Below are 25,602 nucleotides of genomic sequence, written 5' to 3'. Positions count from 1 at the left end.
CTCACCCCCCGGCCTGCGGCGTCGGCGTCGGCGTCGGCGTCGACGTAGACGCACGGGCGGTCGGGGCGTGCGGGGCAGGAACCCTCGCGATCGGATTGGCCATGGTTCCTGCATACAGCAGCGACGACGACTGGTTCGCGAGGTCGACCATCTGCAGCGTGTTGCGCAGCTGCAGGCGGTTCAGGCAGGAGTGGGCGAAGCGGTCGGCGCGCAGGTCGACGGTGGAGTCCAGGCCGGGGTGCTCGGTGGCGTGCCGGTCGATGCACTCGGCGACGAGCTGCCAGAACGCGGCCTCGGGCAGCGTGCCGTCGCCGTCGAGGATCGCCGCGAGGTGGCGGAGCACGCCGTCGAACACGTCGGTGAAGATCGCGAGGGCGCGCTCGGAGGCATCCACCGGCTGGCGGACGCGCTCGACCTCGGCGGGCAGTGCGCGATCGGTGAGCACGGCGACCTCCTCGCCGATGTCCTTCATGAACACGCGGCTCACGACGTGCTCGTCGAGCACGAGGATGACGTTTTCGCCGTGCGGCATGAACGCGAGGTCGTGGGCGAGCAGGGTGTGCACCACGGGCCTGAGGTACGCGTCGAGGTAGGCGCGCAGCCACTCGGCGGTCGGCACTCCCGAGGCGCGCACGAGCGCGGTCGCGACCGAGGCGCCCGAGGCATCCCGGTGCAGGAGGGACGCCATCGTCGCGAGCCGCTCACGGCCGGCGAGCCGCGGGATCGGGCTCTCGCGCCATAGCGCGGCGACCATCTTGCGGTGCGCCGACGGCGCCGTGGTGCGGTGGTACGCGTCGCCGGTGTACCCGATCGACGCATGCTCGCGCAGCACCTCGAACCGCGCGGCGCGCAGCGTCGCGTCGGCCGAGACGAGGTCGGCGACCCAATCGTTGATCGCGGGGGTGTGGCGCATGTACGCGGGCGAGAGCCCCCGCAGGAACCCCATGTTCTGGATCGCGAGCGCCGTCTTCACGTACGACCGGTCGGGCCGGGTCGTGTTGAAGAACGTGCGGATCGACTGCTGCGCGCGGTACGCGTCGCGGCCGACCCCGACCGGCACGAGGTCGCGACGTGCGACCTCGGGTGCGAAGGTCACCGCGATGCGGTGCTGCCACTGCCAGGGATGCACCGGCAACCAGCGGTACTCGGCCGGGTCGAGACCGAGTCCGCGCAGGCGCTGGGAGAAGGCCGCGACGACCTCGGAGCCGAGTTCGGTGTCGTACAGGGATGCTTCGGTGAGGCCCGCCCCGAGGGCGAGGTGGCTCGCGTCGCGCCTCGCGGCGAGCCAGACGAGGTGCACGTCGGCGCCGGATTCGGGTGCGAAGGCGGCGAACTCGTCGAGCCCGAAGCCGATGCGCCCGTTGTTCGCGACGAATCCGGGATGCCCCTCGGTCATGCCCGCCTCGATCGCCTGGAAGTCGGCCGCAGCCAGTTCGGCCGCCGGCAGCCCACCCCGTGCCGACTTGAACGCGGCGCTGGCGAGCGTCGACGCGAGCTCCTCCAGGTACGTCGACAGCAGGGCGTCTGGGATGCCCAACGCCGACTGCAGCTCGATCACGAGCTCCTGCGCGTCGAGCGGAGCGGGCCGCCCGGCCACGAGCCGCTCGAGGGTCGGCTCCTCGATCGCCCAGTGCTCGAGCGCGTGGCGGCGTGCCGTGAACCGGTAGATCGAGACGCCCGTGTCGAGCCGGTACCGGCCGAGCCCGTCCGGCCCGGTCTCACCCTCGGCGGTCGGTGCGAGCAGCCGCTCGTGCGTGAACTCGGCGATCGCCTTCGCGACGAGGTGCTGCTGCGCGGCCGCCATCGCGGCGGGCGTGAGATGCGGTGCGATCGGGAGCGCCGGTTCCGCAGGACGAGCGGATGCCTCGTCGCGACTGCCGGATGCCCCGCCTGGGAGCGCGGATGCCTCGTCGCGCCGCGCGAATGCCTCGGCTGCGAGCCGCGCCCACGTCGCGCGGTCGAGCACCGACAGCGCGGCGCGCTTGCCCGGCAGGTCGACCTCGCGGAGCACGGCGAACCCGACCTCGGCGTTCTTGCGGGCGATCGCGTCGTTGCGCACGTCGGGCTCGACGACGACGCGCGCGGCCCCTCGGTGCTCGAAGCAGAACGCGACGACGGCGGCCATGACGGCGCTCGTGAGCCCGGGCACGTGGGCGCCGCGCGGCGGTGCGACGAGCAGGTGCATGCCGAGGTCGCCCGGGGCGGACTCGTGCACGTCGGTCAGGAGCACGCGCGCCGGGTCGTACGTCTCGACGAGGAACGACGCTTCGCCGTCGCGCAGGCCGAGCCACGCGTCCTGGGCCGGGTCGGCGGCGACGCCGGTGAAGTAGTCGCGCACCTCGTCGATGTCGAGGTCGCCCATCTGCCAGAAGGCCGAGTGCGGGTCGGCGAGCCAGCCCTGCACGAGCTCGGCGTCGCGGGCGGCATCGAGCCGGACGATCTCGAGGGTCCCGGCGGGGCTGTCGATGCGGTAGCCCCATCCGTCGTGCGCGCGTGCGGTGGTGTCCAGGTCGGTGATGCTCATCGGGAGGCCTCTCATCGGGATGTCTCGGTGGCGAGGTCGCGGGCGGGAACGCGGGTGCCGGCAGGGCGCACCGCGGCGTCGACGGGCCCGCGCCCGGCGGCGGCCGGGACACCGAACTCCTGGAACGCGATGCGACGCTCGATCGGGTACGGCTCCTCCCCCGGCGCCGAGCCGAGGACCGCGGCGAGGATGTTGGAGTTGCGCCACGCCCCGAACCCGAGGTCGGGCGCGGTCAGCCCGTGCGTGTGCTCCTCGGCGTTCTGCACGAAGATGCGCCGGCGTCCGCCGTCGACCGAGTAGTCGAGGGCGACGTCGAGGCGACCGAGCGCGTCGCGGTCGACGAGCTCGCCGACCGGGTCGAGGAACGCGGGCACCCGCGGCGTGTACCCGGTCGCGAGCACCACCTTCGCGGCATGCCAGTCGTACTCCTCGCCGAGCTGGTTGTGGCGGAGCCGCAACGCGACGCCCGAGGCATCCGCGCCCGAGGCATCCGACCCCGTGGCATCCGGCGCAGCAGCATCCGACACGGAATCCCCGACCCGGGCCGTCAGGAGTTCGGTGTCGGTGAGCAGCGTCGTCGGCACCCGACGCGCGGCGCTCTTGCGGTAGAGCGTGTCGTAGATCTCATCGATCAGGTCGCCCGAGATGCCCTTGTAGAGGCCCCGCTGCTCGCGGCCGAGCTGCTCGCGCAGCGACAGCGGCAGGCCGTGGAAGTGCTCGGTGTACTCGGGCGAGGTCATCTCGAGCGTGAGCTTCGTGTACTCCATCGGGAAGAACCGCGGCGACCGGGTGATCCAGTCGAGCCGGTACTCGTGCACGTCGATCTCCTCGAGCAGGTCGCGGTAGATCTCGGCGGCCGACTGTCCGCTGCCGATGATCGCGATCGACGGCGCCGAGACGAGCTCGTCGCGTCGGTGCAGGTACTCGGCGCTGTGCACGAGCCGGTCGGCGACCCCGGCCAGCGCCGCGGGCACCTTCGGCTCGGTGCCGACGCCGAGCACGACGTGGCGGGCGCGCACGGTCTCGATGCCGCCGCCGGCGAGTTCCGAGCGCACGACGAAGCAGTCGTCGGATGCCTCGTGCTCGACCGCGACGACACGGCGGCCCCAGCGCAGTGACATGAGCTGCTCGCTCGCCCACCGGCAGTACGCGTCGTACTCGGCGCGCAGCGGGTAGAAGCTCTCGCGGATGTAGAACGGGTAGAGCCGTCCCTGCTGCTTGAGCCAGTTGAGGAACGAGAAGCGCGAGGTCGGGTCGGCCATCGACACGAGGTCGGCGAGGAACGGCACCTGGATCGTGGCGCCCTCGAGCATCATGCCGTGGTGCCAGCGGAAGCCGCCGGCGGCGTCGAGGAACACCGCATCGAGGTCGAGCGGCTCGGCCAGGCACGCCAGCCCGAGGTTGAACGGGCCGATCCCGATGCCGACGAGGTCGTGGACGCGGGACCCGCCCGCGTCGGTCGCACGTGCGCCGCTCATCGCGCAGCCTCCAGGCCGACCGCGCCCAGCCCGATCGCGCCGAGGCCGATCGCGCCCAGGTCGACGTCGTCGAGGTGCTCGGCGTCCAGCAGCGCGTCGCCGGTCGCGCGGATCAGGTCGACGACCGCGAGCACCTGCTCGAGCGTCGTCTCGGGGTTGAGCAGCGTGAACTTGAGGCACGGGCGCCCCTCGATGACCGTCTTCGCGACGTGCGCGCGGCCGGACTCGAACAGCACGCGGCGGGTGAGCGCGACCAGGCGGTCGGCCTCGGCCTCGGAGCATCCGGCTGGTGCGTACCGGAACAGCACGGTGCTGAGCTGCGTGGTTCCGACCAGTTCGATGTCGGATGCCTCCGCCAGCGCACCGTGCACCTCCGCCGCGAGGTCGAGCACGCGGTCGAATGCCGCGCCGATGCCGTCGGCGCCGAGCGCGCGGATCGTCGCCCAGAGCTTCAGGGCGTCGAAGCGCCGGGTGGTCTGCAGCGACTTGTCGACCTGGTTCGGCTCGGCGTTCGCGAGGGGGTTGAGGTAGTCGGCGTGCCACGCGATCGGCGCGAGGTCGGCGCCGTCGCGCACGATGAGGGCGCTCGAGGACACGGGCTGGAAGAAGCTCTTGTGGTAGTCCACGGTCACCGACCGGGCGCGCTCGATGCCGTCGATGAGCCCGCGGCGGGTCGGCGAGACGAGCAGCCCGCATCCGTAGGCCGCGTCGACGTGCAACCACACGTCGTGCCGTTCGCAGACCTCGGCGAGGTCGCCGAGCGGGTCGATGCAGCCGCGGTCCGTGGTGCCGGCGGTCGCGACGACGGCCATCGGCCGCCGGCCGGCGGCTCGCAGTGCGATGAGGGAGGCCTCGAGCGCTGCCGGGTCCATCCGGCCGAGGTCGTCGGAGCCGACGAGTACGACGGCATCGTCGGCGAGGCCGAGCAGCAGCGCGGACTTCTGCACGCTGAAGTGGCTGTATCCGGTGGCGAGCACCACCAGGTCGGCCTGGGCCTCGACGCGGGCGCGCCCGCGTGGGGATCCTGCCGCGGTGAGCGCGGCCTCGCGGGCGAGCAGCAGCGCCTGCAGGTTCGACTGCGTTCCACCCGAGGTGAATACGCCGTCGCCGGCGGCGAAGCCGATGCGGCCCGCGGTCCACTCGACGAGGCGGCGCTCGATCAGCGTGCCCGAGGTGGACTGGTCGTAGGTGTCGAGCGAGGCGTTCACCGCCGAGACGATGGCCTCGGCGGCGACGGCGGGCACCGCCACAGGGCAGTTCAGGTGCGCGAGGTACGCCGGGTCGTGGAACCAGACGGCGTGCCGGACGAAGAGCTCGTCGATCTCGGCGAGGGCCGCCCTGGTGCCGATGCCGGAGCCGTCGAGCGGAACCCGGTCGACCGCTCGCTGGAGGTCGTCACGGGCTGCGCCGCTGAATGGGCGTTCGACGGTCGCGATGCGGCCGGCGAGGCGTTGCACGACGTCGCCCACCTGTTCGGCGTAGTCGGCTGCGGTGCGTTGGGTGAGGATCTCGGTCACGTGCGACTCCTTCTCGAGGGTGCGCGGGCATGCGAAGTCACCCCCCGAAAGGGGGGTTTTCTGAGGTGAGGCTTGCCTAAGTTAGCAGCTTCGCGCCCGAGCGTCGACCCGCATCGTTTCAACGTCCCGGAGTGATGACCCCGTGTGACGGAACGGGCCGCGATGGCGTCGGGCGGGCTCCCAGCAAGCGGCCGCGTAGGATGGATCGGCAACCCCCTCCGACGCGAAAGAGGTCCACGTGGCCGAGGTCCACACCGCTGCGCCCATCCGGGACGGCTACCGGGTGGTCCCCATCGTCAGGGGCATCCTCGCGATCGCGCCCGCGATCGTCATCACGTTCTCGCAGGACCACTCGGTCGCGCTCGGCCAGCTCGTGTTCGGCGTCTGGGCCGTCGTCTCCGGCGTCGTGGTGGGTGCGCTCGCGCTGCGGTTCCTCGTCGATCGGGGCATCCGCTGGATCTTCGCCGTCCAGGCGGTGCTCACCGCGATCGCCGGCATCCTCTCGCTGATCGTCGTACCCGACCTGCGGTTCCTCGTCGTCCTCGTGATCGCGTGGGCCGCCGCGACCGGCGTGCTCGAGCTGCTCGCCGGCCTCCGGGCGGGTCGCCGCACCTCGGCATCGCGCGACTGGCTCCTCGTCGGCGGTGCGACCGCGCTCGCCGCGATCGCGTTCCTCGTCTTCCCCTTCGACCCCGTGAGCATCGTCGGACTGCTCGGGGCCTACCTCGTCATCGTCGGCGTGCTGCTCGTGATCGGCGGACTGTCGCTCAAGGGCGACGGCGCACCCGCCGAGCCGGCCGAGCCCGCCGAGCACGCCGACCCGCGCTCCGACGCGCCCCGATCGGAGCCCAACTCGTGAGCCCTCAGCCCGACCACCAGCCGAGCCGGCGCGAACTCCTGCGGCCGGTCGAGTACGTCGGCGGCGCGGCGATCGCCGCCGTCTTCGTCGGCATCATCGCGCTGGCCGGCACCCGCGACTGGACGATCACGCTGATCGGCGCGGGCGCCGTGTTCATCATCGTGCTGGTGATGCTCGCGCTCCTGCAGATGGCGATCAAGCCGGATGCCTCGGAGCGCGCCGAGCTCGGCGACGGTCAGCCCGGCGACCGCGGCGACGGTCCCGGCGAGCCGCCGACCCGCGGGCACTGACCCGCTGGCGCTGACCCGCCCGTCTTCGCCCTACAGCGCGTCGATGAGGTCGTCGGCGATGCCGACGTAGGTCGCGGGCGTCAGCGCGAGCAGGCGCTGCTTCGCTTCGTCGCCGATCTCGAGGCCCTGCACGAATTCGGCGAGCTCGGCGGCGCCGACCCGCTTGCCGCGGGTGAGCTCCTTGAGCAGCGCGTAGGGGTCGCTGATCGTCGATCGGCCGGCGACGACCTCGGCGCGGATGACCGTCTGGATCGCCTCGCCGAGCACCTCCCAGTTGTGGTCGAGGTCGTCGAGCAGCAGCGCGCGGTCGAGGTCGATCTCGCCGAGGCCGCGCTGGATGTTGTCGAGCGCGAGCAGCGAGTGCCCGAATCCGACGCCGATGTTGCGCTGGGCGCTCGAGTCGGTGAGGTCGCGCTGGAGGCGAGAGGTGACGAGCGTCGCGGCGAGCGAGTCGAGCACCGCCGACGACAGCTCGAGGTTGGCCTCGGCGTTCTCGAAGCGGATCGGGTTGACCTTGTGCGGCATGGTCGAGGAGCCGGTGGCGCCGGCGGCCGGGATCTGCCGGAAGTACCCGAGCGAGATGTAGGTCCAGACGTCGGTCGCGAGGTTGTGCAGCACGCGGTTCGCGTGCGAGATGCGGGCGTAGAGCTCGGCCTGCCAGTCGTGCGACTCGATCTGGGTCGTGAGCGGGTTCCACGTGAGGCCGAGCGACTCGACGAACTCGCGCGACACCTCGGGCCACGAGACATCCGGTGCGGCGACGACGTGCGCCGAGAACGTGCCGGTCGCACCCGAGAACTTGCCGAGGTACTCGGTGCCGTCGATCTGCGCGGCGATGCGCTGCAGGCGGTGCGCGAAGACCGCGAGCTCCTTGCCCATCGTCGAGGGCGTCGCGGGCTGGCCGTGCGTGCGCGACAGCATCGCGGCGTCGCGGTGCTCCCGGGCGAGCGCGGCGATCGTCTCGATCACGGCGCGGTACTTGGGCAGCCAGACGTGCTCGACGGCGTCGCGCACGGTGATCGCGTACGACAGGTTGTTGATGTCCTCGCTCGTGCAGGCGAAGTGCGTGAGCTCGGCGATGTCGTCGAGGCCGAGCTGCTCGAGGCGGCGGCGCACGTAGTACTCGACGGCCTTCACGTCGTGGCGGGTCGTCGCCTCGAGCGTCGCGAGCTCGTCGATGTCGGCCTGGCCGAAGCCGTCGACGACGCTGCGCAGCGCCGCCTTCTGCTCATCGCCGAGCGGCGACGTGCCGAAGAATCCGCGGTCGGTCTGGGCGATGAGCCACTCGACCTCGACGTGCACGCGGGCCCGGTTGAGGCCCGCCTCCGAGAGGTGCTCACCCAGTTCGCCGACCGCAGCGCGGTAGCGTCCATCGAGCGGGCTGAGGGGCTGGACGGGCAGCGACATCAACGGATTCCTTGTCTGAGAGCGGGGGCGAGTTGCCGGAAGAGCGACTGAGTCGACCGCTCTATCATCCCAAGAACTCGATCGAAGGTTTCCGCATCGGAGTAGTACGGGTCGGGAACGTCCTGGAGCGCGGCGAGTTCGGGGTCGAACTCGAGCAGCAGTCGCACCTTGTGCTGGTCGACCGCCGACCGGGCCCAGTTGCGCAGGATGCGCGCTTGGCCGCGATCGAAGGCGACGACGAGGTCGAGCTCGGGGAACCGCATCGGGTCGAACTGGCGCGCCCGATGGCGGGAGCCGTCGTAGCCGGCACGTTCGAGGGCGTCGATGGTGCGCTGGTCGGCCTGCTCGCCGACGTGCCAGTCGCCGGTCGCGGCGGACTCGATCGCGAGCGCCCCGTCGAGCCCCGCGCGGTCGGCCAGCGAGCGCAGCACCACCTCCGCCATCGGAGACCGGCAGATGTTGCCGGTGCAGACGAACGACACCCGGAACGGCTGCGCTGCGGCCCCTTCGGGTTCCGCACGCGTCATGGGTCCCATTGTGGAGCAGATCGTGGCGCGGCACACCACCGAATTCGGGGGTACTCTGGCGCATCCGCGACGCGGTACCGAGCGCCCCGATCCCAGGAGGAATCGATGACGGATGCCCCTCCCCCGGACGTGCACGTCGACGCGGCGCTCGTGCGCCGCCTGGTCGCCGAGCAGCATCCCGACCTGGTCGGGCCGGGCGCAGTGGCACCGGCCACGGTCGAGCTCGTCGCGAACGGCTGGGACAACGTGATCTTCCGCCTGGGCGACCGGTACGCGGTGCGGATGCCCCGTCGCGAGCTCGGCGCGCAGCTCATCGAGCGCGAGCTGCGATGGCTGCCGGAGCTCGCGCCGGCACTCCCGGTTCCGGTGCCGGCGCCGGTGCGCCGGGGTGCGCCCGCGGCCGGCTACCCCTACGCCTGGAGCATCGTGCCGTGGTTCGAGGGCGAGGAGGCGGCATCCGTCGACCGCGCGTCGCGAGGTCCTTCGGCCGCGGCGCTCGCCGCGTTCGTCGGCGCGCTGGGTGCGCCGGCGCCGGCGGGCGCCCCGCGCAGTCCGTTCCGCGGCGTGCCGCTCGCCGACCGCGACGCGGGGATGCGCGAGCGCCTCTCATCGCCCGAGCTCGCGGCAGCCCTGCCGGATGCGACGATGGCGGAGCTGGCGGCCGTCTGGGCGGCCGCGGTCGCGGCACCTGTGCACGATGCTGCGCCGGTGTGGGTGCACGGCGACCTGCACCCCGCGAACCTGCTGCTGCGCGGGGCATCCGATTCCGGCGGCCCGCCCGGTGCGCTCGCGGCCGTCCTCGACTTCGGGGACCTCACCGCCGGCGACCCGGCGACCGACCTGGCGACCGCGTGGCTCACCTTCGACGACGCGGGGAGGGCAGAGTTCCGAGGCGCGGTCGACGCGGCCGGGCGCACGGATGCCGCGACGTGGGCCCGCGCACGCGGCTGGGCACTGGTGCTGGCGGTCGCCATCCTCACGACGACCGGCGCCGGCGGTCGGCTCGGCCGGATGGCGACCGAGACCATCCCCGAGGTCTTGAGCGATCCGTGATCAATGCGGACCGTTTCTGTCCGCATAGATCGGAACACTGGTCTCATCAGCGGATCTCACGCCGTGAGATCGAGAGATCGGAGCAGTCATGCACACCACCCCCTTCCGCATCGACGTCCCGGCGGAGGTCCTGGACGACCTCGCCGCCCGGCTGCGCAACACGCGCTGGCCGAACGAGGCGGGCGACGGAGTCCCAGGCACCGGTCCGACGCTGCCGTCGGTGCGCGCGCTCGCCGAGTACTGGCTCGACGGCTACGACTGGCCGGCCGAGCAGGCGGCGCTGAACGCCGTCCCGCACCTCATGGCCGAGGTCGGTGGCGCCACCCTGCACGTCGTGCACGCGCCGTCGGAGGATGCCGATGCCGTGCCGATCCTGCTGCTGCACGGCTGGGCGGACTCGTTCGTGCGCTACCGGCACCTGATCGCCCCGCTGACGGATGCCTCGGCCGACGTCCCGTTCCACGTCGTGGTGCCGTCGCTGCCCGGCTTCGACTTCTCGTCGCAGCCCCCCGCGGGCGAGCTGCGGGCCGCGCAGATCGCGCAGCAGCTCGGCGAGCTGATGTCGGGCCTCGGCTACGAGCGGTTCATGGTGCACGGCGGCGACTGGGGTTCCGTCGTCGCGCAGGAGGTGGCCCGGGCGTTCCCCGAGCGCGTCATCGGGATGCACCTGACCGACCTGCCCTTCATCGACCTGTTCATGGTCGACCGCGCCGAGGTCGACGACGAGGAACGCGCCTACCTCGAGGCCGTCGACGCGTGGGGCGAGAAGGACGGCTACTACATCCCGGTGCAGTCGCACCGTCCGCTCACCCTCAGCTACGCGCTGAGCGACTCGCCCGTCGGGCTCGCCGCGTGGCTCCGCGACCACTTCGAGCGGCTCGCCACCTCGCCGATTAGCGACGACGACTTCCTCACGAACGTGATGACCTACTGGGTCGCCGGCACCATCCGCTCGTCGATGCGGCTGTACTCCGAAGGCACCGAGTGGGACGAGGAGGGCTCCGAGTGGGATGCCGGGTCGGACGCGGACGCTGCATGGTCTACGGATGCTGCGCCTGCGGACGCTGCACCGACGGATGCTGCGTGGTCGGATGCCGCGCCGTCAACGGATGCCGCAGCGGAAGGTGCCTGGGGCGCCGGCTCCGACGACGCAGGCGGCTGGTCGCTGAAGATCGACGTGCCGACCGCGATGCAGATCTTCCCGGACGACATCGCCTCGGCGCCGCGCGTGTTCTGCGACCGGTTCTTCGACGTGCAGCGGTACACCGTCGAGGCCGAGGGCGGGCATTTCGCCGCGCTCGAGGTGCCCGAGGCGGTCGTCGCGGACCTTCGGACGTTCGCGGCGTCGCTCCGTGAGCCGTCCGACTCCGCGCTCGCCGTCGGGTGACCGCAGACCGGGCTGGATGGCGGCGAGGCAGGTGCTGGATTCAGGAGAGGCAAGTGCTGGATTCAGGAGATCGGAAGCCAATCAGGAGCGTTCTGCACGTTTCGTCCTGAGCAGCTTTCGATCTCCTGATTCCGGTTCTGCCGGTCCTCCACAGCGGGCGCCTCGACGGTCGGTGCACGGATCATGCCTGCGGCCGGGAGCGCGATGCGGTGCGGGCGGAGGGTTGTCGGGTGGAGCAGACGAGGGAACCCGATGTCGCGGGTGCCGCCCCGAACCCGGGAGCGGCGCACCGGTTGGGCGCGGTCGAACGACAACTCCGGCTCGTCGACGCCGTGCTCGACGAGATGCGGGGGTTCACGGCCGGGGTCGCGGAGTCGACCGCGCGGCGGTGGGGCGGCGAGGCCGCCGACCGCTACGACACGGCGCTTCGGCGGCTCGCCGGTCGTGTGCGCGCGGCGGTCGACGAGACCGAGCGGGCACGCGAGGAACTGCTCCGCGAGGCGATCGAGCTCCGCAACGCGGCGAACGCCGGAAGCGGGTTCGGTGGGATCGGTGGGATCGGTGGGTTCGGCGGAGTCGGCGGTCGAGGGGCGGGAGCGTGACCGACGAGCTGACGGTGCGTTCCGCGGGCGGCACGTCGGTCGACCTCGGCGAACTCATGCGTGAGGCGGGCCGGCTCGGCTCGGCGACCGCCCGATGCCACGACTGGGAGCAGCGACTCTCGCGGGTCGGGCGCGAGCTGTGGGAATCCAGCCACCACGGGTCGGTGCAGGGCCGGGTGGGCGACGATCCGTCCTGGTCGATCGACCGGGCGGTCGCGGCGCTGCGGGATGCCTCGGCAGAGGCTGCTGAGCTCCGCCACGCGCTCGACACCGCCGCGACCGGTTACGGCGACGCCGAGCTGATGATCCGTTCGATGTGGGAGCTCGGGTCGCGGGTCGGCGGTCACGCGTTCGGGGAGAATCCGGCGTTCGGCACCGCGATGGGCGCGACCGCTGCGGTGAGCCCGCTCCTTGCGCTCCTGCTCGGGATCGGTGGTGCGACGGCGGGTGCGTGGGATCCCGACGCCGCATGGCGCCGCATCCTCGCCGATCCAGCCCTCGTCCGGTCGGTTCGGGCCGCGGGCGGGCTCGTCGACGAGGCGGTCATGGCGGCGCTGCAGCTGCCGTTGCCGGTGCAGGCGCTCGTGGGCCCGATGCTGCGCACGCCCGAGAACGCCGCGCTCCTGCTCTCCGCGGCCGCCGGCCTCGGGGTGCTCGGCATCCGAGCGCCGGTCGAACGGCCCGTGCAGATCGTCCAGTCGGTACCGGGCGGCGGCGCAGGAACGAGCACCAGGACGCGAGCGGCGGGTGCGGCAGCCGGCATCCCCGAAGGAGCGCCCGCAACGACGGCCGGGGCATCCGTGCCGCCGCCCGCCGGCGTCGGCGAGCTCGCCCGCCGGATCCCCCACCCGGTCGACGGCGAGCCGCAGATCGCGGTCGAGCGGTATGTGGTCGGCGGCGAGCAGCGCTTCATCGTCTACATCTCCGGCACGGTGGAGCTCACCGGCTTCGGCGGGAGCCAGCCGCTCGACATGCTGAACAACCTCGCCGCCGTCGGCGACGACTCCTGGTTCGCGCCCGCGACACCGGAGTCGTCCGGTGCGGCCGAGCGCGCGGTGCGGCTTGCGCTCGCAGAGGCGGGGATGCGACCCGGCGACCGGGTGCTGCCCGTGGGCTTCTCCGCCGGAGGCATCGCCGCCGCCGACCTGGCGCGCGCCGACGACCTCGCGGTGGCCGGTGCGCTGACGCTCGGATCGCCGAGCGACGCGGCGCGCACGGGTGACGTTCCAGTCCTCTCGATCGAGCACCGGGAAGACCCGGTCCCGGCGACGGGCGGTGTAGAAACCGGCTCGGCGGGTTTCGTCTCGATCCGTCGCACCCTGCTCGACGACGCGGCCGACGACGACCTGCTCGCCGCACACTCCCTCGAGCGTTACCGCGAGACCGCCGCGCGCGTCGACGGCTCGGAGGACCAGCGGGTGCTCGACTTCGAGGCCGCCGTGCGCGACTTCACGCGCGGCGCGACGGGCGAGCGCACCGAATGGATCGCGACCCGGGTGCCGCGGAGCGGATGACCCGGCTCAGTCCGACGACGGCCGGACGACGAGCCCGATCAGCCAGCTGAACAGACCGAGCACGAACGCGCCCAGCACGCCCCACCAGAAGCTCTCGACCTCGAGGCCGAAGCCCATCAGCCCCGAGATCCAGTCGACGAGGAGGAGCAGCAGGCCGTTCACGATGAACGAGATGAGCCCGAGCGTGAGGAGGTACAGCGGGAACGCGACGATGCGGATGAACGTGCCGACGATGGCGTTCACGAGCCCGAAGATGAGCGCCACCAGCAGGTAGGTGACGATCGTCGCGACGGTCGTGTCCTCCCACGGCACGACCTTCACGCCGGCGACCAGCAGCGTCGTGAGCCACAGTGCGAACGCGACGACGACGATCTTGATGAGGAAGCGCATGTGCACACTCTGGCAGAGCCCGTCGCGCACGCCCAGAGGCCGCCCGGCGCGCCCACGTCGCGGGGTACGGTGGAGGGCGTGAATGCACCGGAGCCCACCCCCGTCCGCCTGCGCGCCGAGATCGCGGCGCTGCCGCCGTATCGCCAGGGGCGGCCGGCTCCGGAGGGCGGCCACAAGCTCTCGAGCAACGAGAACCCGTTCGATCCGCTCCCCTCGGTGCGCGATGCGGTCGCCGCGACGGCAGCGACCATCAACCGCTACCCCGATGCCACGGCGCTCGCCCTGCGCGAGGCGCTCGCGCAGCGGTTCGGCGTCACGGCCGACGAGGTCATCATCGGCGGCGGATCCGTGTCGCTGCTCGCCGCGTTCATCCAGGCGGCTGCCGGCGCCGGCGACGAGGTCGTCTACGCGTGGCGGTCGTTCGAGGCATATCCCGGGCTGGTGACGGTGTCGGGTGCGACGAGCGTGCAGGTGCCGAACCGGGCCGATCACGGGCACGAGCTCGACGCACTCGCCGCGGCGGTCACCGACCGGACGCGCGTCGTCATCGTCTGCTCCCCCAACAACCCGACCGGCGTCATCGTCACCGCCGACGAGTTCGAGGCGTTCATGGCCAAGGTGCCTGCCGACCTCCTCGTGCTGCTCGACGAGGCGTACATCGAGTTCGTCCGCGATGAGGCATCCGTCGACGGCGCGACGCTGCTGGGTCGCTACCCGAACCTGGTGATCCTGCGGACGTTCTCGAAGGCGTACGGGCTCGCGGGCCTGCGCGTGGGTTACGCGATCGGGCCGGTTCCGATCCTCGACGCGGCACGCGCCACGCTCGTACCGCTCAGCGTGACGGCGGCATCCACCGCGGCCGCGATCGCGTCGCTCCAACCCGAGGCGGAGGCCGAGCTGCTCGAGCGCGTCGGAGTGCTCGCCGACCGGCGCGACCGGCTCGCGGATGCGCTGCGTGCGACCGGATGGCCCGTGCCGCATGCCCAGGGCAACTTCGTGTGGCTGCCCGCCGGCGAGGCGACGGTCGAGGCGGCCGAGGCGCTCTGGGACGCGGGCGTGGTGGCGAGGCCGTTCCCGGGTGACGGCGTGCGCATCAGCGTGGGCGACGAGGCATCCGTCGACGTCGTCGTCGAGACGCTGCGGCCGCTCGCGAAGCGCTGATCGCTGTGGTCAACCTCGAAGGGTCTTCGGAGAGGTTGTCGGAGTTCCACAAGTAGGGTCGTGCCGCGAGCGGGTAGCGTGGAACGGTGGCCGCCCTTGAACGAGACTTCTCCGCGCCGACGCTCCAGCTCCTGACGCATGACGGCGAACTGCGCCCGACGCCCGAGGCCGAGCAGTTCCTCCCCGTGATCGAGGCGCTCGCCGACGCCGAGCTCGAGCAGTTCTACCGCGACATGCTCGTCTCGCGCCGCATCGACATCGCCGGCGCGAACCTGCAGCGGCAGGGCCAGCTCGCCCTGTGGGTGCCGAGCCACGGCCAGGAGGCGGCGCAGGTCGGCTCGGCGCGAGCCGCCCGGCCGCAGGACCACATCTTCCCGTCGTATCGCGAGCACATCGTCGGCATGATCCGCGGCCTCGACCCGGTGAAGATCCTCTCGCTGCTGCGCGGCATCACGCTCGGCGGATGGAAGCCCGAGGAGAACGGCAACTTCCACCTCTACACGCTCGTGCTCGCATCGCAGACGCTGCACGCGACCGGGTACGCGATGGGCATGACGTTCGACGGGGCGACCGCGACCGGCGATCCCGAGCGAGATCAGGCCGTCCTCGTCTACTTCGGCGACGGTTCGACCTCGCAGGGCGATGCGAACGAGGCACTGGTCTTCGCCGCGAGCTACCAGACGCCGCAGGTCTTCCTCGTGCAGAACAACCAGTGGGCGATCTCGGTGCCGGTCTCGCGCCAGTCGCGGAGCCCGATCTCGCGCCGCGGCGGTGGCTTCGGCATGCCGGGGGTGCGCATCGACGGCAACGACGTGCTCGTCAGCTACGCCGTGAGCCGCACGGCCCTCGAGGAGGCGCGTTCGGGCCTCGGCCCGAGCTTCATCGAGGCCGTCACCTACCGCATGGGCGCGCACACGACCGCGGACGATCCCACGAAGTACCGCACGCAGGACGAGGTCGACTACTGGGAGCTGCGCGACCCGATCACCCGGTACCGCACCTGGCTCGAGGGCCGCGGCGCTTCTGCGGCGTTCTTCGACGAGGCCGAGGCCGAGGCGCAGGACGCGGCATCCGATGTGCGTCGGCGTGCGCTCGAGCTGCCGGCGCCGACCCGCGAGGTGATCTTCGAGCACGTCTACTCGGAGCCGCACCCGCTCATGCAGGACCAGTACGCCTGGCTCGACCGCTTCGAACGCAGCCTCGACGGAGACGTCGCATGAGCACGGGCGCAACGTATGCCGCATCCGGCATGGAACAGGGAACGGAGGCCGCGGTGGCACATACGACACCGGCCGACACGACGGTGAACGACGCCGAGGTCGACGCGACCCGGTCGGATGCCTCTGCCGACGCCGTGCGCGGCGTGCGGACCCTCTCGATGGCCAAGGCGATCAACGCGGGCCTTCGCGACGCGCTCCGCGACGACGAGAAGGTCCTGCTGATGGGCGAGGACATCGGTTCGCTCGGCGGGGTGTTCCGCGTCACCGAGGGCCTGAAGGCGGAATTCGGCGAGCATCGCGTGCTCGACACCCCGCTGGCCGAGTCGGGCATCGTCGGCACGGCGATCGGCCTCGCGATGCGCGGCTATCGCCCCGTCGTCGAGATCCAGTTCGACGGCTTCATCTTCCCCGCGTTCGACCAGATCACGACGCAGCTCTCCCGGCAGACGCTCCGGCACGACGGTTCGGTGTCGATGCCCGTCGTCATCCGCGTGCCGTACGGCGGTCACATCGGGTCGATCGAGCACCACCAGGAGAGCCCCGAGGCGTACTTCGCGCACACCCCGGGCCTGCGGGTCGTGAGCCCGTCGAACCCGCACGACGCGTACTGGATGATCCGCGAGGCGATCGAGTCGAACGACCCGGTCCTGTACTTCGAGCCGAAGAGCCGGTACTGGCCGAAGGGCGCGGTCGACCTCGACCACGCGGGTCTGCCGCTCCACGCGAGCCGCGTCGTCCGGCAGGGCACCGACGTGACCGTCGTGGGGCACGGCGCGATGGTGTCGACGCTGCTGCAGGCCGCCGACATCGCCGCCGAGGAGGGCACGAGCCTGGAGGTGGTCGACCTGCGGAGCATCTCCCCCATCGACTACGGCCCCCTGCTCGATTCGGTGCACCGCACCGGGAGACTCGTCGTCGCGCAGGAGGCGTACGGCAACGTCTCGGTCGGATCCGAGATCGCCGCGACGGTCGCCGAGCGGGCGTTCTACTCGCTCGAGGCCCCGGTGCTGCGGGTCTCGGGGTTCGACACCCCGTTCCCGCCGGCATCGCTCGAGGCGGAGTTCCTGCCGAGCCCCGACCGGGTGCTCGAGGCCGTCGATCGGGCGCTCGCGTTCTGATGACGATGCGGTCCGATGGCGCGCGCGACGGCGCGCACCGCGTATGCGGGTTCGGCGATACACGCGGTGAAAGGGTGAAGGCATGAGCGAGATCCGGTTCCCACTGCCCGACGTCGGCGAGGGCCTGACCGAGGCCGAGATCGTGCAGTGGCGCGTCTCCCCCGGCGACCGCCTCGAACTCGACCAGGTGTTCGTCGAGATCGAGACGGCGAAGTCGCTCGTCGAGCTGCCGAGCGCGTTCGAGGGCGTCGTGTCGGAGCTGCTCGTCGACGAGGGCGTGACGGTCGACGTCGGCACGCCGATCCTCGTGATCCGGACGGAGGCGGGCGCCGAGGCATCCGGCGCGGTCCCTGCCGTCTCGCCGGATGCCGCCGCGGAAGCACCCGCGCAGCCGGCCGCGCAGGCGGGCTCAGAGGCCGACGCCGAGGGCGGCGCGGTGCTCGTGGGCCACGGCAGCCAGGGTCCGGCGCGCAGCCGTCGACGCCGGCACCCCTCGCCCGGTGGCGCGCACGAGACGCTCGCCCGCCCGGCCACGCCCGCGCCGCGGGTCATCCCGCCGTCGCCCGAGACCCAGCCCGTGCCGCCGGCGGCATCCGCCGCGGCATCGGCACCGGCGGCGTCCGCCGGGGTCGCTGCCGCACCGCCCGCGCCCGACGTGCAGGTGTTCGCGAAGCCGCCCATCCGCAAGCTCGCGAAGGACCTCGGCGTCGACCTCTCGCGGGTGACCCCGACCGGGCCGATCGGCGACATCACGCGGGACGACGTGATCCGCGAGGCGAGCCAGGCGAGCGTGTTCCGCAACATCCAGACCCCCGAGCAGCCGGCCGACCGCGAGACCCGCATCCCCGTGAAGGGCGTGCGCAAGGCGATCGCGCAGGCGATGGTGCAGAGTGCATTCTCCGCGCCGCATGTATCCGTCTTCGTCGATGTCGATGCCACCCGAACGATGGAGTACCTCAAGCGGCTGAAGGCCTCACCCGACTACGCGGGCATCCGGATCTCGCCGCTGCTCATCATGGCGAAGGCCATGCTGTGGGCGGTGCGCCGGAACCCGACCGTCAACGCGCAGTGGACCGACGACGAGATCATCGTCAAGCACTACGTGAACCTCGGCATCGCTGCGGCGACGCCGCGCGGGCTCATCGTGCCGAACGTCAAGAACGCGCAGGACATGTCGATGGTCGAGCTCGCGACCGCCCTCGAGCAGCTGACGCTCACGGCGCGCGAGGGCAAGACGCAGCCGGCAGAGATGCAGAACGGCACGATCACGATCACGAACATCGGCGTGTTCGGCATGGACACGGGAACGCCGATCCTCAACCCGGGCGAGGTCGGCATCGTCGCGCTCGGCACGATCAGGCAGAAGCCCTGGGTCGTCGACGGCGAGGTGCGTCCTCGCTTCGTCACGACGATCGGCGGATCGTTCGATCACCGGGTGGTCGACGGCGACGTGGTCTCGCGCTTCGTCGCGGATGTCGCGTCGATCATCGAGGAGCCCGCGCTCCTGCTGGAGTGACGCCGAGCGCGGGCGCACCCGCGGCGACCCGCGGTGCGGCGCCGGCGGTCGTCAGAGCCGTTGCTCGTAGACGATCACGTCGTCGTGCCGTGATGCCTCGGCGAGGCCCGCGGCCTCGAGCGCACGGCGTGCGGGGACGTTCGCGATCTCGGCCTCGGCGCGCGCGATGCGCCCGCCCGCTGCGCGGATGATGTCGACCGCCGCGACCACCGCGTGCACCGAGAGGCCCTGTCCGCGCACCGCGGGGACGAGGCCGAACGCGAACTCGACCGCTCCATCGGCGTCGGCCGGACCGAACAGGTTCACGCCGCCGATCGCGGCGCCGTCCGCGCCGCGGCGCACGAGGTGGGGCCCGAACGGTGCGGGGTCGCCGTCTTCGAGCACGGCGGCGACGTACTGGTCGATGAGCTCGGGCTCGTCGATGAAGGAGTAGCCGCCCTCCCAGCCGTCGGCGGGGTCGAGCTCGCCGGACCGGATGCGCCGCGCGTCGTCGAGGGTGAACGGGTGCAGCGAGAGGGGGGACGTCGTCGTATCCACGTACTTCACCCTCTCACCTCGACCTGGAGATCGCCACCGCGCCCGTGGAAACGATCGGTGACGGCCGGGGTTCGGTGACGGCCAGGGTACTGAGAGCGGTTTCGACAATCATTATCAGTTAGCGTAGACTCCCGACATGCCCAGTTCGACCCGTCGCGCCTCCGCGCGTTCCCGCATCACCGTCTCCGCAGCGATCCTCGGCGCCGCGACGCTCGCGCTCGCCGGGTGCGCCGGTGGAGGGGCATCCGGTGCGGACTCCGGCGACGGACCGAAGATCGTGGCGACCACCACGCAGGTCGGCGACTTCACGCGCGAGGTGCTGGGGGAGGGCGCCGAGTTCGAGCAACTGCTCCAGCCGGGCGCCAGCGCGCACTCGTTCGACCCGTCGGCGGCCCAGCTCAGTGCGCTCGCCGCAGCCGATGCGCTCGTGATCAACGGTGCCGGGCTCGAGGAATGGCTCGACGACGCGATCGAGGCCTCCGGGTTCGACGGACTGCTCATCGATGCGAGCGAGGGCATCCACCTCGAGGGGACGCACGAGCACGAGGGCGAGGAGACCCACGCCGAAGACGAGCACGACCACGCCGAGGGCGAGGAGCACGCCGAGGGCGAGCACGATCACGCCGAGGGCGAGCACGACCACGAGCACGCCGAGGGCAACCCGCACATCTGGACCTCGACGGCGAACGCCGAGGCGATGGTGCACAGCATCGCGCACGGGCTCGCCGAGGTCGAGGGCGTGGACGCCGAGGCCGTCGAAGCGAACGAGGAGGCGTACCTCGCGAAGCTCGGGGCGCTCGACGCGTGGATCACCGAGAACGTGGACCCCGTGCCCGCCGACCAGCGCCTGCTGGTGAGCAACCACGACGCCTTCACCTACTTCGTCGACGAGTACGGCATCACCTTCGTCGGCAGCATCATCCCGAGCTTCGACGACAACGCCGAGCCGAGCGCCGCCGAGATCGACCAGCTCGTCGCGGACATCCGCGAGACCGGCGTGAAGGCCGTGTTCTCGGAGAGCTCGATCTCGCCCAAGGCGGCCGAGACGATCGCGAGCGAGGCGGGTGTCGCGGTCTACTCCGGCGAGGACTCGCTGTACGCCGACTCGCTCGGCGTCGCAGGCAGCGACGGCGCGACCTACCTCGGCAGCCAGGTGCACAACGTGCGGCTGATCCTCGAGTCGTGGGGCGTCGAGGCTTCCGCGCTCCCGGCGGCGCTGGAAGAATAGCCGGATGACCGATCGGCCCGTGCTGCGACTGAGCGGGGCCGCCTACACCCACCCGGGTGGCGCAGGGGTCCACGACCTCGACTTCGACCTCGCACCGGGGGAGGCGCTCGCGCTCATCGGCCCGAACGGGGCCGGCAAGTCGACGCTGCTCAACGGCCTGCTCGGGCTGGTGCCGCTCACCGCCGGTCGGGTCGAATTCGAGGGCGCATCCCTCGCACCGCTCGGCATGATCGGGCTGCTGCCCCAGTCGAGCGACCTCGACCCCGAATTCCCGATCAGCCTCGAGCAGGTCGTCATGCTCGGCCGATACCGGCGGCTCGGCCTCTTCCGCTGGCCCGGGCGGGCCGACCGCGCCGCCGTGCGCGGTGCGCTCGAAGCGGTCGCGCTGGGCGACCTGGCGAAGCGGCGCTTCGGCGATCTCTCGGGCGGGCAGCGCCAGCGCGGCCTGCTCGCGCGGGCCCTGGCATCCGAGCCGCGACTGCTGCTGCTGGACGAGCCGTTCAACGGCCTCGACCAGCAGAACCGCGACGCGCTCATCGACACCCTGCGAGGGCTCAAGCAGGGTGGGGTGGCGGTCATCGTCTCCACGCACGACCTCGATCTCGCCCGACTCGTCTGCGACTCCGTCGTGCTCGTCAACGGCGAGCAGCTCGCCCACGGACCGGTCGACCGAGTGCTCACGCTCGACAACCTGCAGGCCTGCTTCGCGGGCACCGAGATCGAGATCGACGAGCACACCCTCGTGGTGCCGGGCCACGAGGGCCACTGAGGCGCCGCGCGCATGAGCATCTGGGAGTCGCTCTTCGGGGCGTTCGAGCTGCCGTTCATGGCGCGCGCCCTCGGCGTGATGCTCGTGCTCGCGGTCGTGGCCGGGGTGGTCGGCGTGCTCGTCAACCTGCGCAGCCTCGAGTTCATCAGCGACGGGCTCACCCACGCGGTGTTCCCGGGCCTCGCGATCGGCCTCGCGGTCGCGGGCACCCAGGGGCTGCTGCCCGGTGCCGCCGTTGCGGCCCTGGCGGGCGCCGTCATCCTCACCTGGCTGGCGCGGGCCGGCGTGACGTCGGATGCCTCGATCGCGATCGTGCTGACCGCGACGTTCAGCGTCGGGGTCATCGTCGTCTCCCGCAGCGACGACTACGCGGGCCAGCTCGAGGCCCTGCTCTTCGGGCGGGTGCTGACGATCCCGCCGGCCGAGGTCGTGCCGCTCGTCGTGGTCAGCCTCGTCGCGCTCGCCGCCGTCGTGCTCACGCTCAAGCAGCAACTCTTCCGCGCCTTCGACGCGCGCGGCAGCCGGGCCGCCGGCGACCGCGCGTTCGTGCTCGACCTCGTGCTCAACTGCGCGGTGGCGCTCGTGGTGGTCGCCGCGGCGTCGACCGTCGGCACGCTGCTGGTGCTCGCGCTCCTCATCGTGCCCGGCGCCGTGTCGCGCCTCGTCACCGACCGGCTGTGGATGCTGTTCCCCGTCGCCGCAGTGTTCGCTGCCCTCGCCGCGTGGCTCGGCCTCGCCGTGGGTTACGGGGCATCCGTCGGCGGGGGAGTGGACCTGCCGGCCGGCGCGACCATCGTCGCGGTGTTCGTCCTCGGGTACGCGCTCGTGCTGCTCGGGGCGTGGGCGGCCGGGCGGGTCACCGTCGGGAAGGCGCGCTGATGGGGTACTTCGAGCGCGCGCTGCTGGCCGCCGTGATCATCGGCGCCGGCGCCGGATTCGTCGGCGCCCTCGTCGTGCTGCGGAAGCGCACGTTCTTCGCGCAGGCGCTGACGCACGCGACGTACCCCGGCGCGGTCGCCGCAGCCGCGCTCGGGCTCAGCGTGCCGCTCGGCGCCGCGGTCGCCGCGGTCGTCATCGTCGCGATCATGCTGGGGATCGCGCGCATCCGCCGCCAGGGCGCACAGGTCGCGGCGGGCATCGTGCTGACCGGAGGGTTCGCGGCGGGGGCGCTGCTGCAGGCATCCATCCCCGGCCTGCCCGTGAGCCCCGAGTCGCTGCTCGTCGGATCGATCCTCACGGTCACCGACGCCGACATCGCGCTCGCCGCGGCGGTCGCGCTCGCCGCCGTCGTGGTGGTCGTCGCGTTCGGCCCGCGCATCGTGTTCTCGACGGCCGACCCGGCCGGGTTCCGCGCCGCCGGATTCCGGGAGTGGCCGGTCGAGTTGCTCGTGCTCGCGCTGATCGCGGCATCCGTGGTGAGCTCGCTGCCCGCGGTCGGCGCGATCCTCGCGATCGCGCTCATCGCCGCGCCGGCGGCGGCCGCGAAGCTGGTCGTCCGCTCCTACCGCGGCGTGCTGTTCGCGGCGCCGGTCATCGGCGCGGCATCCGGCATCCTCGGCGTGCTCGCGTCGCGCGCGTTCGCCGTCGCCGCCGGACCGAGCATCGCGCTGGCTGCAACCGGATGCTTCGCGATCGCTCTGGGTGTCTCCCAGCTCAGGCGGGTACCGTGGAGGGCGCGACGGATCCCCGTCGAGACCGCAGAGGAAGCACGCATCGCATGAAGCGCAACACGTGGCAGCGCGAGGCCGTCCGGGAGGCCCTGGACGGCACCGAGGGGTTCATCAGCGCGCAGCGGCTGCACTCGGCGCTGCACGCGAGCGGGTCGCCGATCGGCCTGGCGACGGTGTACCGCGCGCTCGGCGACCTCGCCTCCACCGGCGAGGCCGACTCGCTGCAGTCGCCCGACGGCGAGGCGCTGTACCGCGCGTGCTCCACGACCGGCCACCACCACCACCTCATCTGCCGGAACTGCGGCCTGACGGTCGAGATCGAGGCCGACGAGGTCGAGGCCTGGGCGCGCCGGGTCGCCGGCGAGCACGGCTTCACCGCTGCGGCCCACGTGGTCGACGTGTTCGGGCTGTGCGAGAAGTGCACGGCCCTGCAGGCCTGAGCGCGCGCACGGCGACGCGGGAATCCGAGGTTCCCTCACGACGCGTATCCGACTAGGGTCGGCGTCGGGCCGGCTCGGGGGGAGCCGGCAGCGACGAGGGGGTCCATCATGTCCGACGATGCCGCGCTCATTCCGACGTTCAGCCGTCCGGGGGAGTCATCGAGCGCCCGCCACACCACGATTCCCGACGGGCCGATGCTGCCCGAGACGGCGTACCGCATCGTGCACGACGAGTCCATGCTCGACGGCAACGCCCGACTCAACCTGGCGACCTTCGTCGGCACGTGGATGGACGAGTACGCCGACCGGCTGTACCACGACGCGTTCGACAAGAACATGATCGACAAGGACGAGTACCCCGCGACGGCGTCGATCGAGGAGTACTGCTGGCGGATCCTCGCGGACCTCTGGAACGCTCCCGACCGCGACGACGTCATCGGCACGTCCACCATCGGCTCGTCCGAGGCCTGCATGCTCGGCGGCCTCGCGCTCAAGCGCCGATGGCAGCACTCCCGGCGAGCAGCGCGCAAGTCGACCGAGAAGCCGAACCTGGTCATGAGCTCGGCCGTGCAGGTGTGCTGGGAGAAGTTCTGCAACTACTTCGACGTCGAGATGCGCTTCATCCCGACCTCCGACGCGCACCCGCTGATGGACGGCACCGGGCTCGAAGACGTCGTGGACGAGCACACGATCGGGGTCGTCGTGCTGATGGGCGTGACGTACACGGGCGCGTACGAGCCGGTCACGAAGGTCGCGGCGAAGCTCGACGAGATCCAGGCGAAGACCGGGCTCGACATCCCGATCCACGTGGACGGGGCATCCGGTGCCATGATCGCGCCGTTCCTCCAGCCGGAGCTGGTGTGGGACTTCCGCGTCGACCGGGTGCAGTCGATCAACACGTCAGGTCACAAGTACGGCCTCGTCTATCCGGGTGTCGGCTGGGTCGTGTGGCGTGATGTCGCCGCCCTCCCCGACGACCTCGTGTTCCGGGTGAGCTACCTCGGCGGCTCGATGCCGACGTTCGCGATCAACTTCTCGCGCCCGGGCGCGCAGGTGCTGCTGCAGTACTACCGGTTCCTCCGGCTCGGACGGGCCGGGTACACCACGATCCAGCAGACCTCGCAGGACGTCGCCCGCTACCTGTCGCACGCGATCGGCGAGATCGACGCGTACGAGCTCCTCACCGACGGCAGCGACATCCCGGTCTTCGCCTGGCGGCTGACGCCCGGCCACACCGACAAGTGGACGCTCTACCACCTCTCGGAACGGCTCCGGATCAAGGGATGGCTCGTCCCCGCGTATCCGCTGTCGGGCGACCAGTCCGACCAGACCGTGATGCGGATCGTGTGCCGCAACGGGCTCAGCCGAGACCTCGCTGAGGACCTGCTGCGCGACGTGAAGGAGGAGACGGACTTCCTCGACTCGCTCGACGCCCCGATGCCGCATCCGGGGCTCGGGCCGACGTTCCACCACTGAGATGACGACGCCGACCGACCCGGCGGATGCCGCAGCGTCGGCGGATGCCGCAACGAACGGCGCAGCCGCTTCGCCGACGGCCAGGCGGCTGCGCCGGGAGGCGTGGGGCTTCATCATCGGGTCGGCCTGCTTCTTCGTCGGAGCGCTGCCCTGGTACGCGAGCGCGGTCGGCGCCGTCGCGACGAATGCGACGTTCTTCGTCGGGTCGGTCTGCTTCACCGCCGCCGCGTTCATCCAGCTCGCGCTCAGCGGCCGGAAGGTGCCCGATTCGCGGATGGGAGCGGCCGACCGGGCCGACTGGTGGGCGGCGGCGATCCAGTTCGTCGGGACGCTGCTGTTCAACGTGTCGACCGCGGCCGCGCTCGCCGCGGCGATCGCGCGGCCCGACGACGTCGGCGTCGGATGGCGCCCGGATGCCTGGGGTTCGGTCGCGTTCCTCGTGTCGAGCGGGCTCGCGGTCGCGGCAGCGCGCGATCGAGGGCGGCTGTGGGATCGCGACGCGCGGACCTGGCACGGGACGGGGCTCAACCTGCTGGGCTCGATCGCGTTCGGCGTCTCGGCGATCGGGGCGTACGTGATCCCGGAGACCGGTGAACTCCGCGACGAACTCGCAGCCAACGCCGGCACCGCGATCGGCGCGCTGTGCTTCCTCGTCGCCGCGTTGCTCTCGCGGAGGACGGTGACGCAGAATCCCTGATCAAACGGATTTCTGCACGCTCGGTTTGGGATCGGCCCGAACCTGTGGATAGCGTGGAAGACGGTCCTGCACGACCTGAAAACCCCGTCCGCGTCCTCCCGTCAGCCGACCCGTCGGCCGCCGCGAGGACGTACGGTCCCGGTGTGGTGCGCCGTCCCCATGGCGGTGCGCGCTGGAACCCGGGTTCGCCCGTTCGGCCCCCCGAACGCGCTTGAGCCCCGG

General features: G+C 71.8%; 24 protein-coding genes. 17 read left to right on the top strand and 7 right to left on the bottom strand.

The features are described 5' to 3' along the window. Position 1: 1 nt before the first annotated feature. Genes ELQ40_RS18340 through ELQ40_RS18330 form a run of 3 tightly spaced genes read right to left on the bottom strand, consistent with a single transcriptional unit; the run spans position 2 to position 5,519 of the window. Positions 2-2,524, bottom strand: a complete 2,523-nt coding sequence (locus ELQ40_RS18340; RefSeq protein WP_127794984.1) for a GNAT family N-acetyltransferase — start codon at positions 2,522-2,524, stop codon at positions 2-4. An 11-nt stretch (positions 2,525-2,535) separates the two neighbouring features. Further along, positions 2,536-4,002 (bottom strand): lysine N(6)-hydroxylase/L-ornithine N(5)-oxygenase family protein, encoded by a 1,467-nt coding sequence (locus tag ELQ40_RS18335; RefSeq protein WP_127794983.1) that lies wholly within the window; start codon positions 4,000-4,002, stop codon positions 2,536-2,538. Next, entirely contained in the window at positions 3,999-5,519 is a 1,521-nt protein-coding gene (locus tag ELQ40_RS18330; RefSeq protein WP_127794982.1) for a pyridoxal-dependent decarboxylase, read from the bottom strand. The genes ELQ40_RS18335 and ELQ40_RS18330 overlap by 4 nt, the downstream gene beginning before the upstream one ends. A gap of 238 nt (positions 5,520-5,757) precedes the next feature. Between ELQ40_RS18330 and ELQ40_RS18325 the strand changes: the two genes are divergently transcribed. Together ELQ40_RS18325 and ELQ40_RS18320 are read left to right on the top strand one after the other, a co-directional pair. Continuing rightward, positions 5,758-6,378, top strand: coding sequence for a hypothetical protein (locus ELQ40_RS18325; RefSeq protein WP_127794981.1), 621 nt, complete (start codon positions 5,758-5,760; stop codon positions 6,376-6,378). Then, entirely contained in the window at positions 6,375-6,668 is a 294-nt protein-coding gene (locus ELQ40_RS18320; protein ID WP_127794980.1) for a hypothetical protein, read from the top strand. The genes ELQ40_RS18325 and ELQ40_RS18320 overlap by 4 nt, the downstream gene beginning before the upstream one ends. A gap of 30 nt (positions 6,669-6,698) precedes the next feature. On the opposite strand, the gene purB is transcribed toward ELQ40_RS18320, so the two are convergent. Together purB and ELQ40_RS18310 are read right to left on the bottom strand one after the other, a co-directional pair. Continuing rightward, the gene (gene purB, locus ELQ40_RS18315; RefSeq protein WP_127794979.1) at positions 6,699-8,078 is read right to left on the bottom strand and encodes an adenylosuccinate lyase; all 1,380 of its coding nucleotides are present in this window, start codon (positions 8,076-8,078) and stop codon (positions 6,699-6,701) included. Continuing rightward, positions 8,075-8,602: a low molecular weight protein-tyrosine-phosphatase gene (locus ELQ40_RS18310; protein ID WP_370296503.1), complete on the bottom strand. Its 528-nt coding sequence runs from the start codon at positions 8,600-8,602 to the stop codon at positions 8,075-8,077. Before ELQ40_RS18310 ends, purB begins: the two co-directional genes overlap by 4 nt. A gap of 105 nt (positions 8,603-8,707) precedes the next feature. On the opposite strand from ELQ40_RS18310, the gene ELQ40_RS18305 reads away from it, so the two are divergent. The 4 genes from ELQ40_RS18305 (at position 8,708) to ELQ40_RS18290 (ending at position 13,158) form a co-directional block, all read left to right on the top strand. After that, positions 8,708-9,655 carry a phosphotransferase gene (locus tag ELQ40_RS18305; protein WP_127794977.1) on the top strand — a complete coding sequence of 316 codons (948 nt, stop codon included), beginning with the start codon at positions 8,708-8,710 and terminating at the stop codon, positions 9,653-9,655. Positions 9,656-9,743: 88 nt separating this feature from the next. Next, positions 9,744-11,042, top strand: a complete 1,299-nt coding sequence (locus ELQ40_RS18300; RefSeq protein WP_127794976.1) for an epoxide hydrolase family protein — start codon at positions 9,744-9,746, stop codon at positions 11,040-11,042. 230 nt (positions 11,043-11,272) lie between these two features. Further along, the gene (locus ELQ40_RS18295) at positions 11,273-11,644 is read left to right on the top strand and encodes a hypothetical protein (RefSeq protein ID WP_127794975.1); all 372 of its coding nucleotides are present in this window, start codon (positions 11,273-11,275) and stop codon (positions 11,642-11,644) included. Further along, positions 11,641-13,158 carry a hypothetical protein gene (locus tag ELQ40_RS18290; RefSeq protein ID WP_127794974.1) on the top strand — a complete coding sequence of 506 codons (1,518 nt, stop codon included), beginning with the start codon at positions 11,641-11,643 and terminating at the stop codon, positions 13,156-13,158. Before ELQ40_RS18295 ends, ELQ40_RS18290 begins: the two co-directional genes overlap by 4 nt. 6 nt (positions 13,159-13,164) lie before the next feature. Here ELQ40_RS18290 and ELQ40_RS18285 read toward each other — a convergent pair whose 3' ends face one another. Next, positions 13,165-13,548 carry a phage holin family protein gene (locus ELQ40_RS18285; protein WP_127794973.1) on the bottom strand — a complete coding sequence of 128 codons (384 nt, stop codon included), beginning with the start codon at positions 13,546-13,548 and terminating at the stop codon, positions 13,165-13,167. Positions 13,549-13,626: 78 nt separating this feature from the next. On the opposite strand from ELQ40_RS18285, the gene ELQ40_RS18280 reads away from it, so the two are divergent. The 4 genes from ELQ40_RS18280 to ELQ40_RS18265 all read left to right on the top strand — a co-directional run bounded on the left by ELQ40_RS18280 (position 13,627) and on the right by ELQ40_RS18265 (position 18,563). Further along, positions 13,627-14,709, top strand: coding sequence for a histidinol-phosphate transaminase (locus ELQ40_RS18280; protein ID WP_127794972.1), 1,083 nt, complete (start codon positions 13,627-13,629; stop codon positions 14,707-14,709). 86 nt (positions 14,710-14,795) lie between these two features. Further along, a complete protein-coding gene (locus ELQ40_RS18275) occupies positions 14,796-15,929 on the top strand; it encodes a thiamine pyrophosphate-dependent dehydrogenase E1 component subunit alpha (RefSeq protein ID WP_127794971.1) in 1,134 nt (377 codons plus the stop codon). Positions 15,930-16,087: 158 nt separating this feature from the next. After that, on the top strand, positions 16,088-17,047 hold the full coding sequence (locus ELQ40_RS18270; protein WP_240666073.1) for an alpha-ketoacid dehydrogenase subunit beta: 960 nt from the start codon (positions 16,088-16,090) through the stop codon (positions 17,045-17,047). Between the two features lie 82 nt (positions 17,048-17,129). Further along, a complete protein-coding gene (locus tag ELQ40_RS18265; RefSeq protein ID WP_127794970.1) occupies positions 17,130-18,563 on the top strand; it encodes a dihydrolipoamide acetyltransferase family protein in 1,434 nt (477 codons plus the stop codon). A gap of 51 nt (positions 18,564-18,614) precedes the next feature. On the opposite strand, the gene ELQ40_RS18260 is transcribed toward ELQ40_RS18265, so the two are convergent. Beyond that, positions 18,615-19,100 (bottom strand): GNAT family N-acetyltransferase, encoded by a 486-nt coding sequence (locus ELQ40_RS18260; protein ID WP_164863698.1) that lies wholly within the window; start codon positions 19,098-19,100, stop codon positions 18,615-18,617. 136 nt (positions 19,101-19,236) lie between these two features. On the opposite strand from ELQ40_RS18260, the gene ELQ40_RS18255 reads away from it, so the two are divergent. The 7 genes from ELQ40_RS18255 to ELQ40_RS18225 all read left to right on the top strand — a co-directional run bounded on the left by ELQ40_RS18255 (position 19,237) and on the right by ELQ40_RS18225 (position 25,380). Then, complete coding sequence (locus ELQ40_RS18255; protein WP_127794968.1) at positions 19,237-20,328, top strand: metal ABC transporter substrate-binding protein; 1,092 nt, start codon at positions 19,237-19,239, stop codon at positions 20,326-20,328. Positions 20,329-20,332: 4 nt separating this feature from the next. Further along, positions 20,333-21,097 (top strand): metal ABC transporter ATP-binding protein, encoded by a 765-nt coding sequence (locus tag ELQ40_RS18250; RefSeq protein ID WP_127794967.1) that lies wholly within the window; start codon positions 20,333-20,335, stop codon positions 21,095-21,097. Between the two features lie 12 nt (positions 21,098-21,109). Further along, complete coding sequence (locus ELQ40_RS18245) at positions 21,110-21,976, top strand: metal ABC transporter permease (RefSeq protein ID WP_127794966.1); 867 nt, start codon at positions 21,110-21,112, stop codon at positions 21,974-21,976. After that, a complete protein-coding gene (locus ELQ40_RS18240) occupies positions 21,976-22,818 on the top strand; it encodes a metal ABC transporter permease (protein WP_127794965.1) in 843 nt (280 codons plus the stop codon). Before ELQ40_RS18245 ends, ELQ40_RS18240 begins: the two co-directional genes overlap by 1 nt. Beyond that, positions 22,815-23,207, top strand: a complete 393-nt coding sequence (locus ELQ40_RS18235; RefSeq protein WP_127794964.1) for a Fur family transcriptional regulator — start codon at positions 22,815-22,817, stop codon at positions 23,205-23,207. Before ELQ40_RS18240 ends, ELQ40_RS18235 begins: the two co-directional genes overlap by 4 nt. Before the next feature lie 108 nt (positions 23,208-23,315). After that, on the top strand, positions 23,316-24,683 hold the full coding sequence (locus ELQ40_RS18230) for a glutamate decarboxylase (protein WP_127794963.1): 1,368 nt from the start codon (positions 23,316-23,318) through the stop codon (positions 24,681-24,683). A gap of 1 nt (position 24,684) precedes the next feature. After that, positions 24,685-25,380, top strand: coding sequence for a hypothetical protein (locus ELQ40_RS18225; protein ID WP_240665863.1), 696 nt, complete (start codon positions 24,685-24,687; stop codon positions 25,378-25,380). The last annotated feature ends 222 nt before the right edge of the window (positions 25,381-25,602 follow it).

It is taken from the genome of Agromyces sp. LHK192, from assembly GCF_004006235.1.
In the GTDB taxonomy this organism is placed as follows: Bacteria; Actinomycetota; Actinomycetes; order Actinomycetales; family Microbacteriaceae; genus Agromyces.
This window is presented reverse-complemented; position numbering and strand designations above follow the sequence as displayed.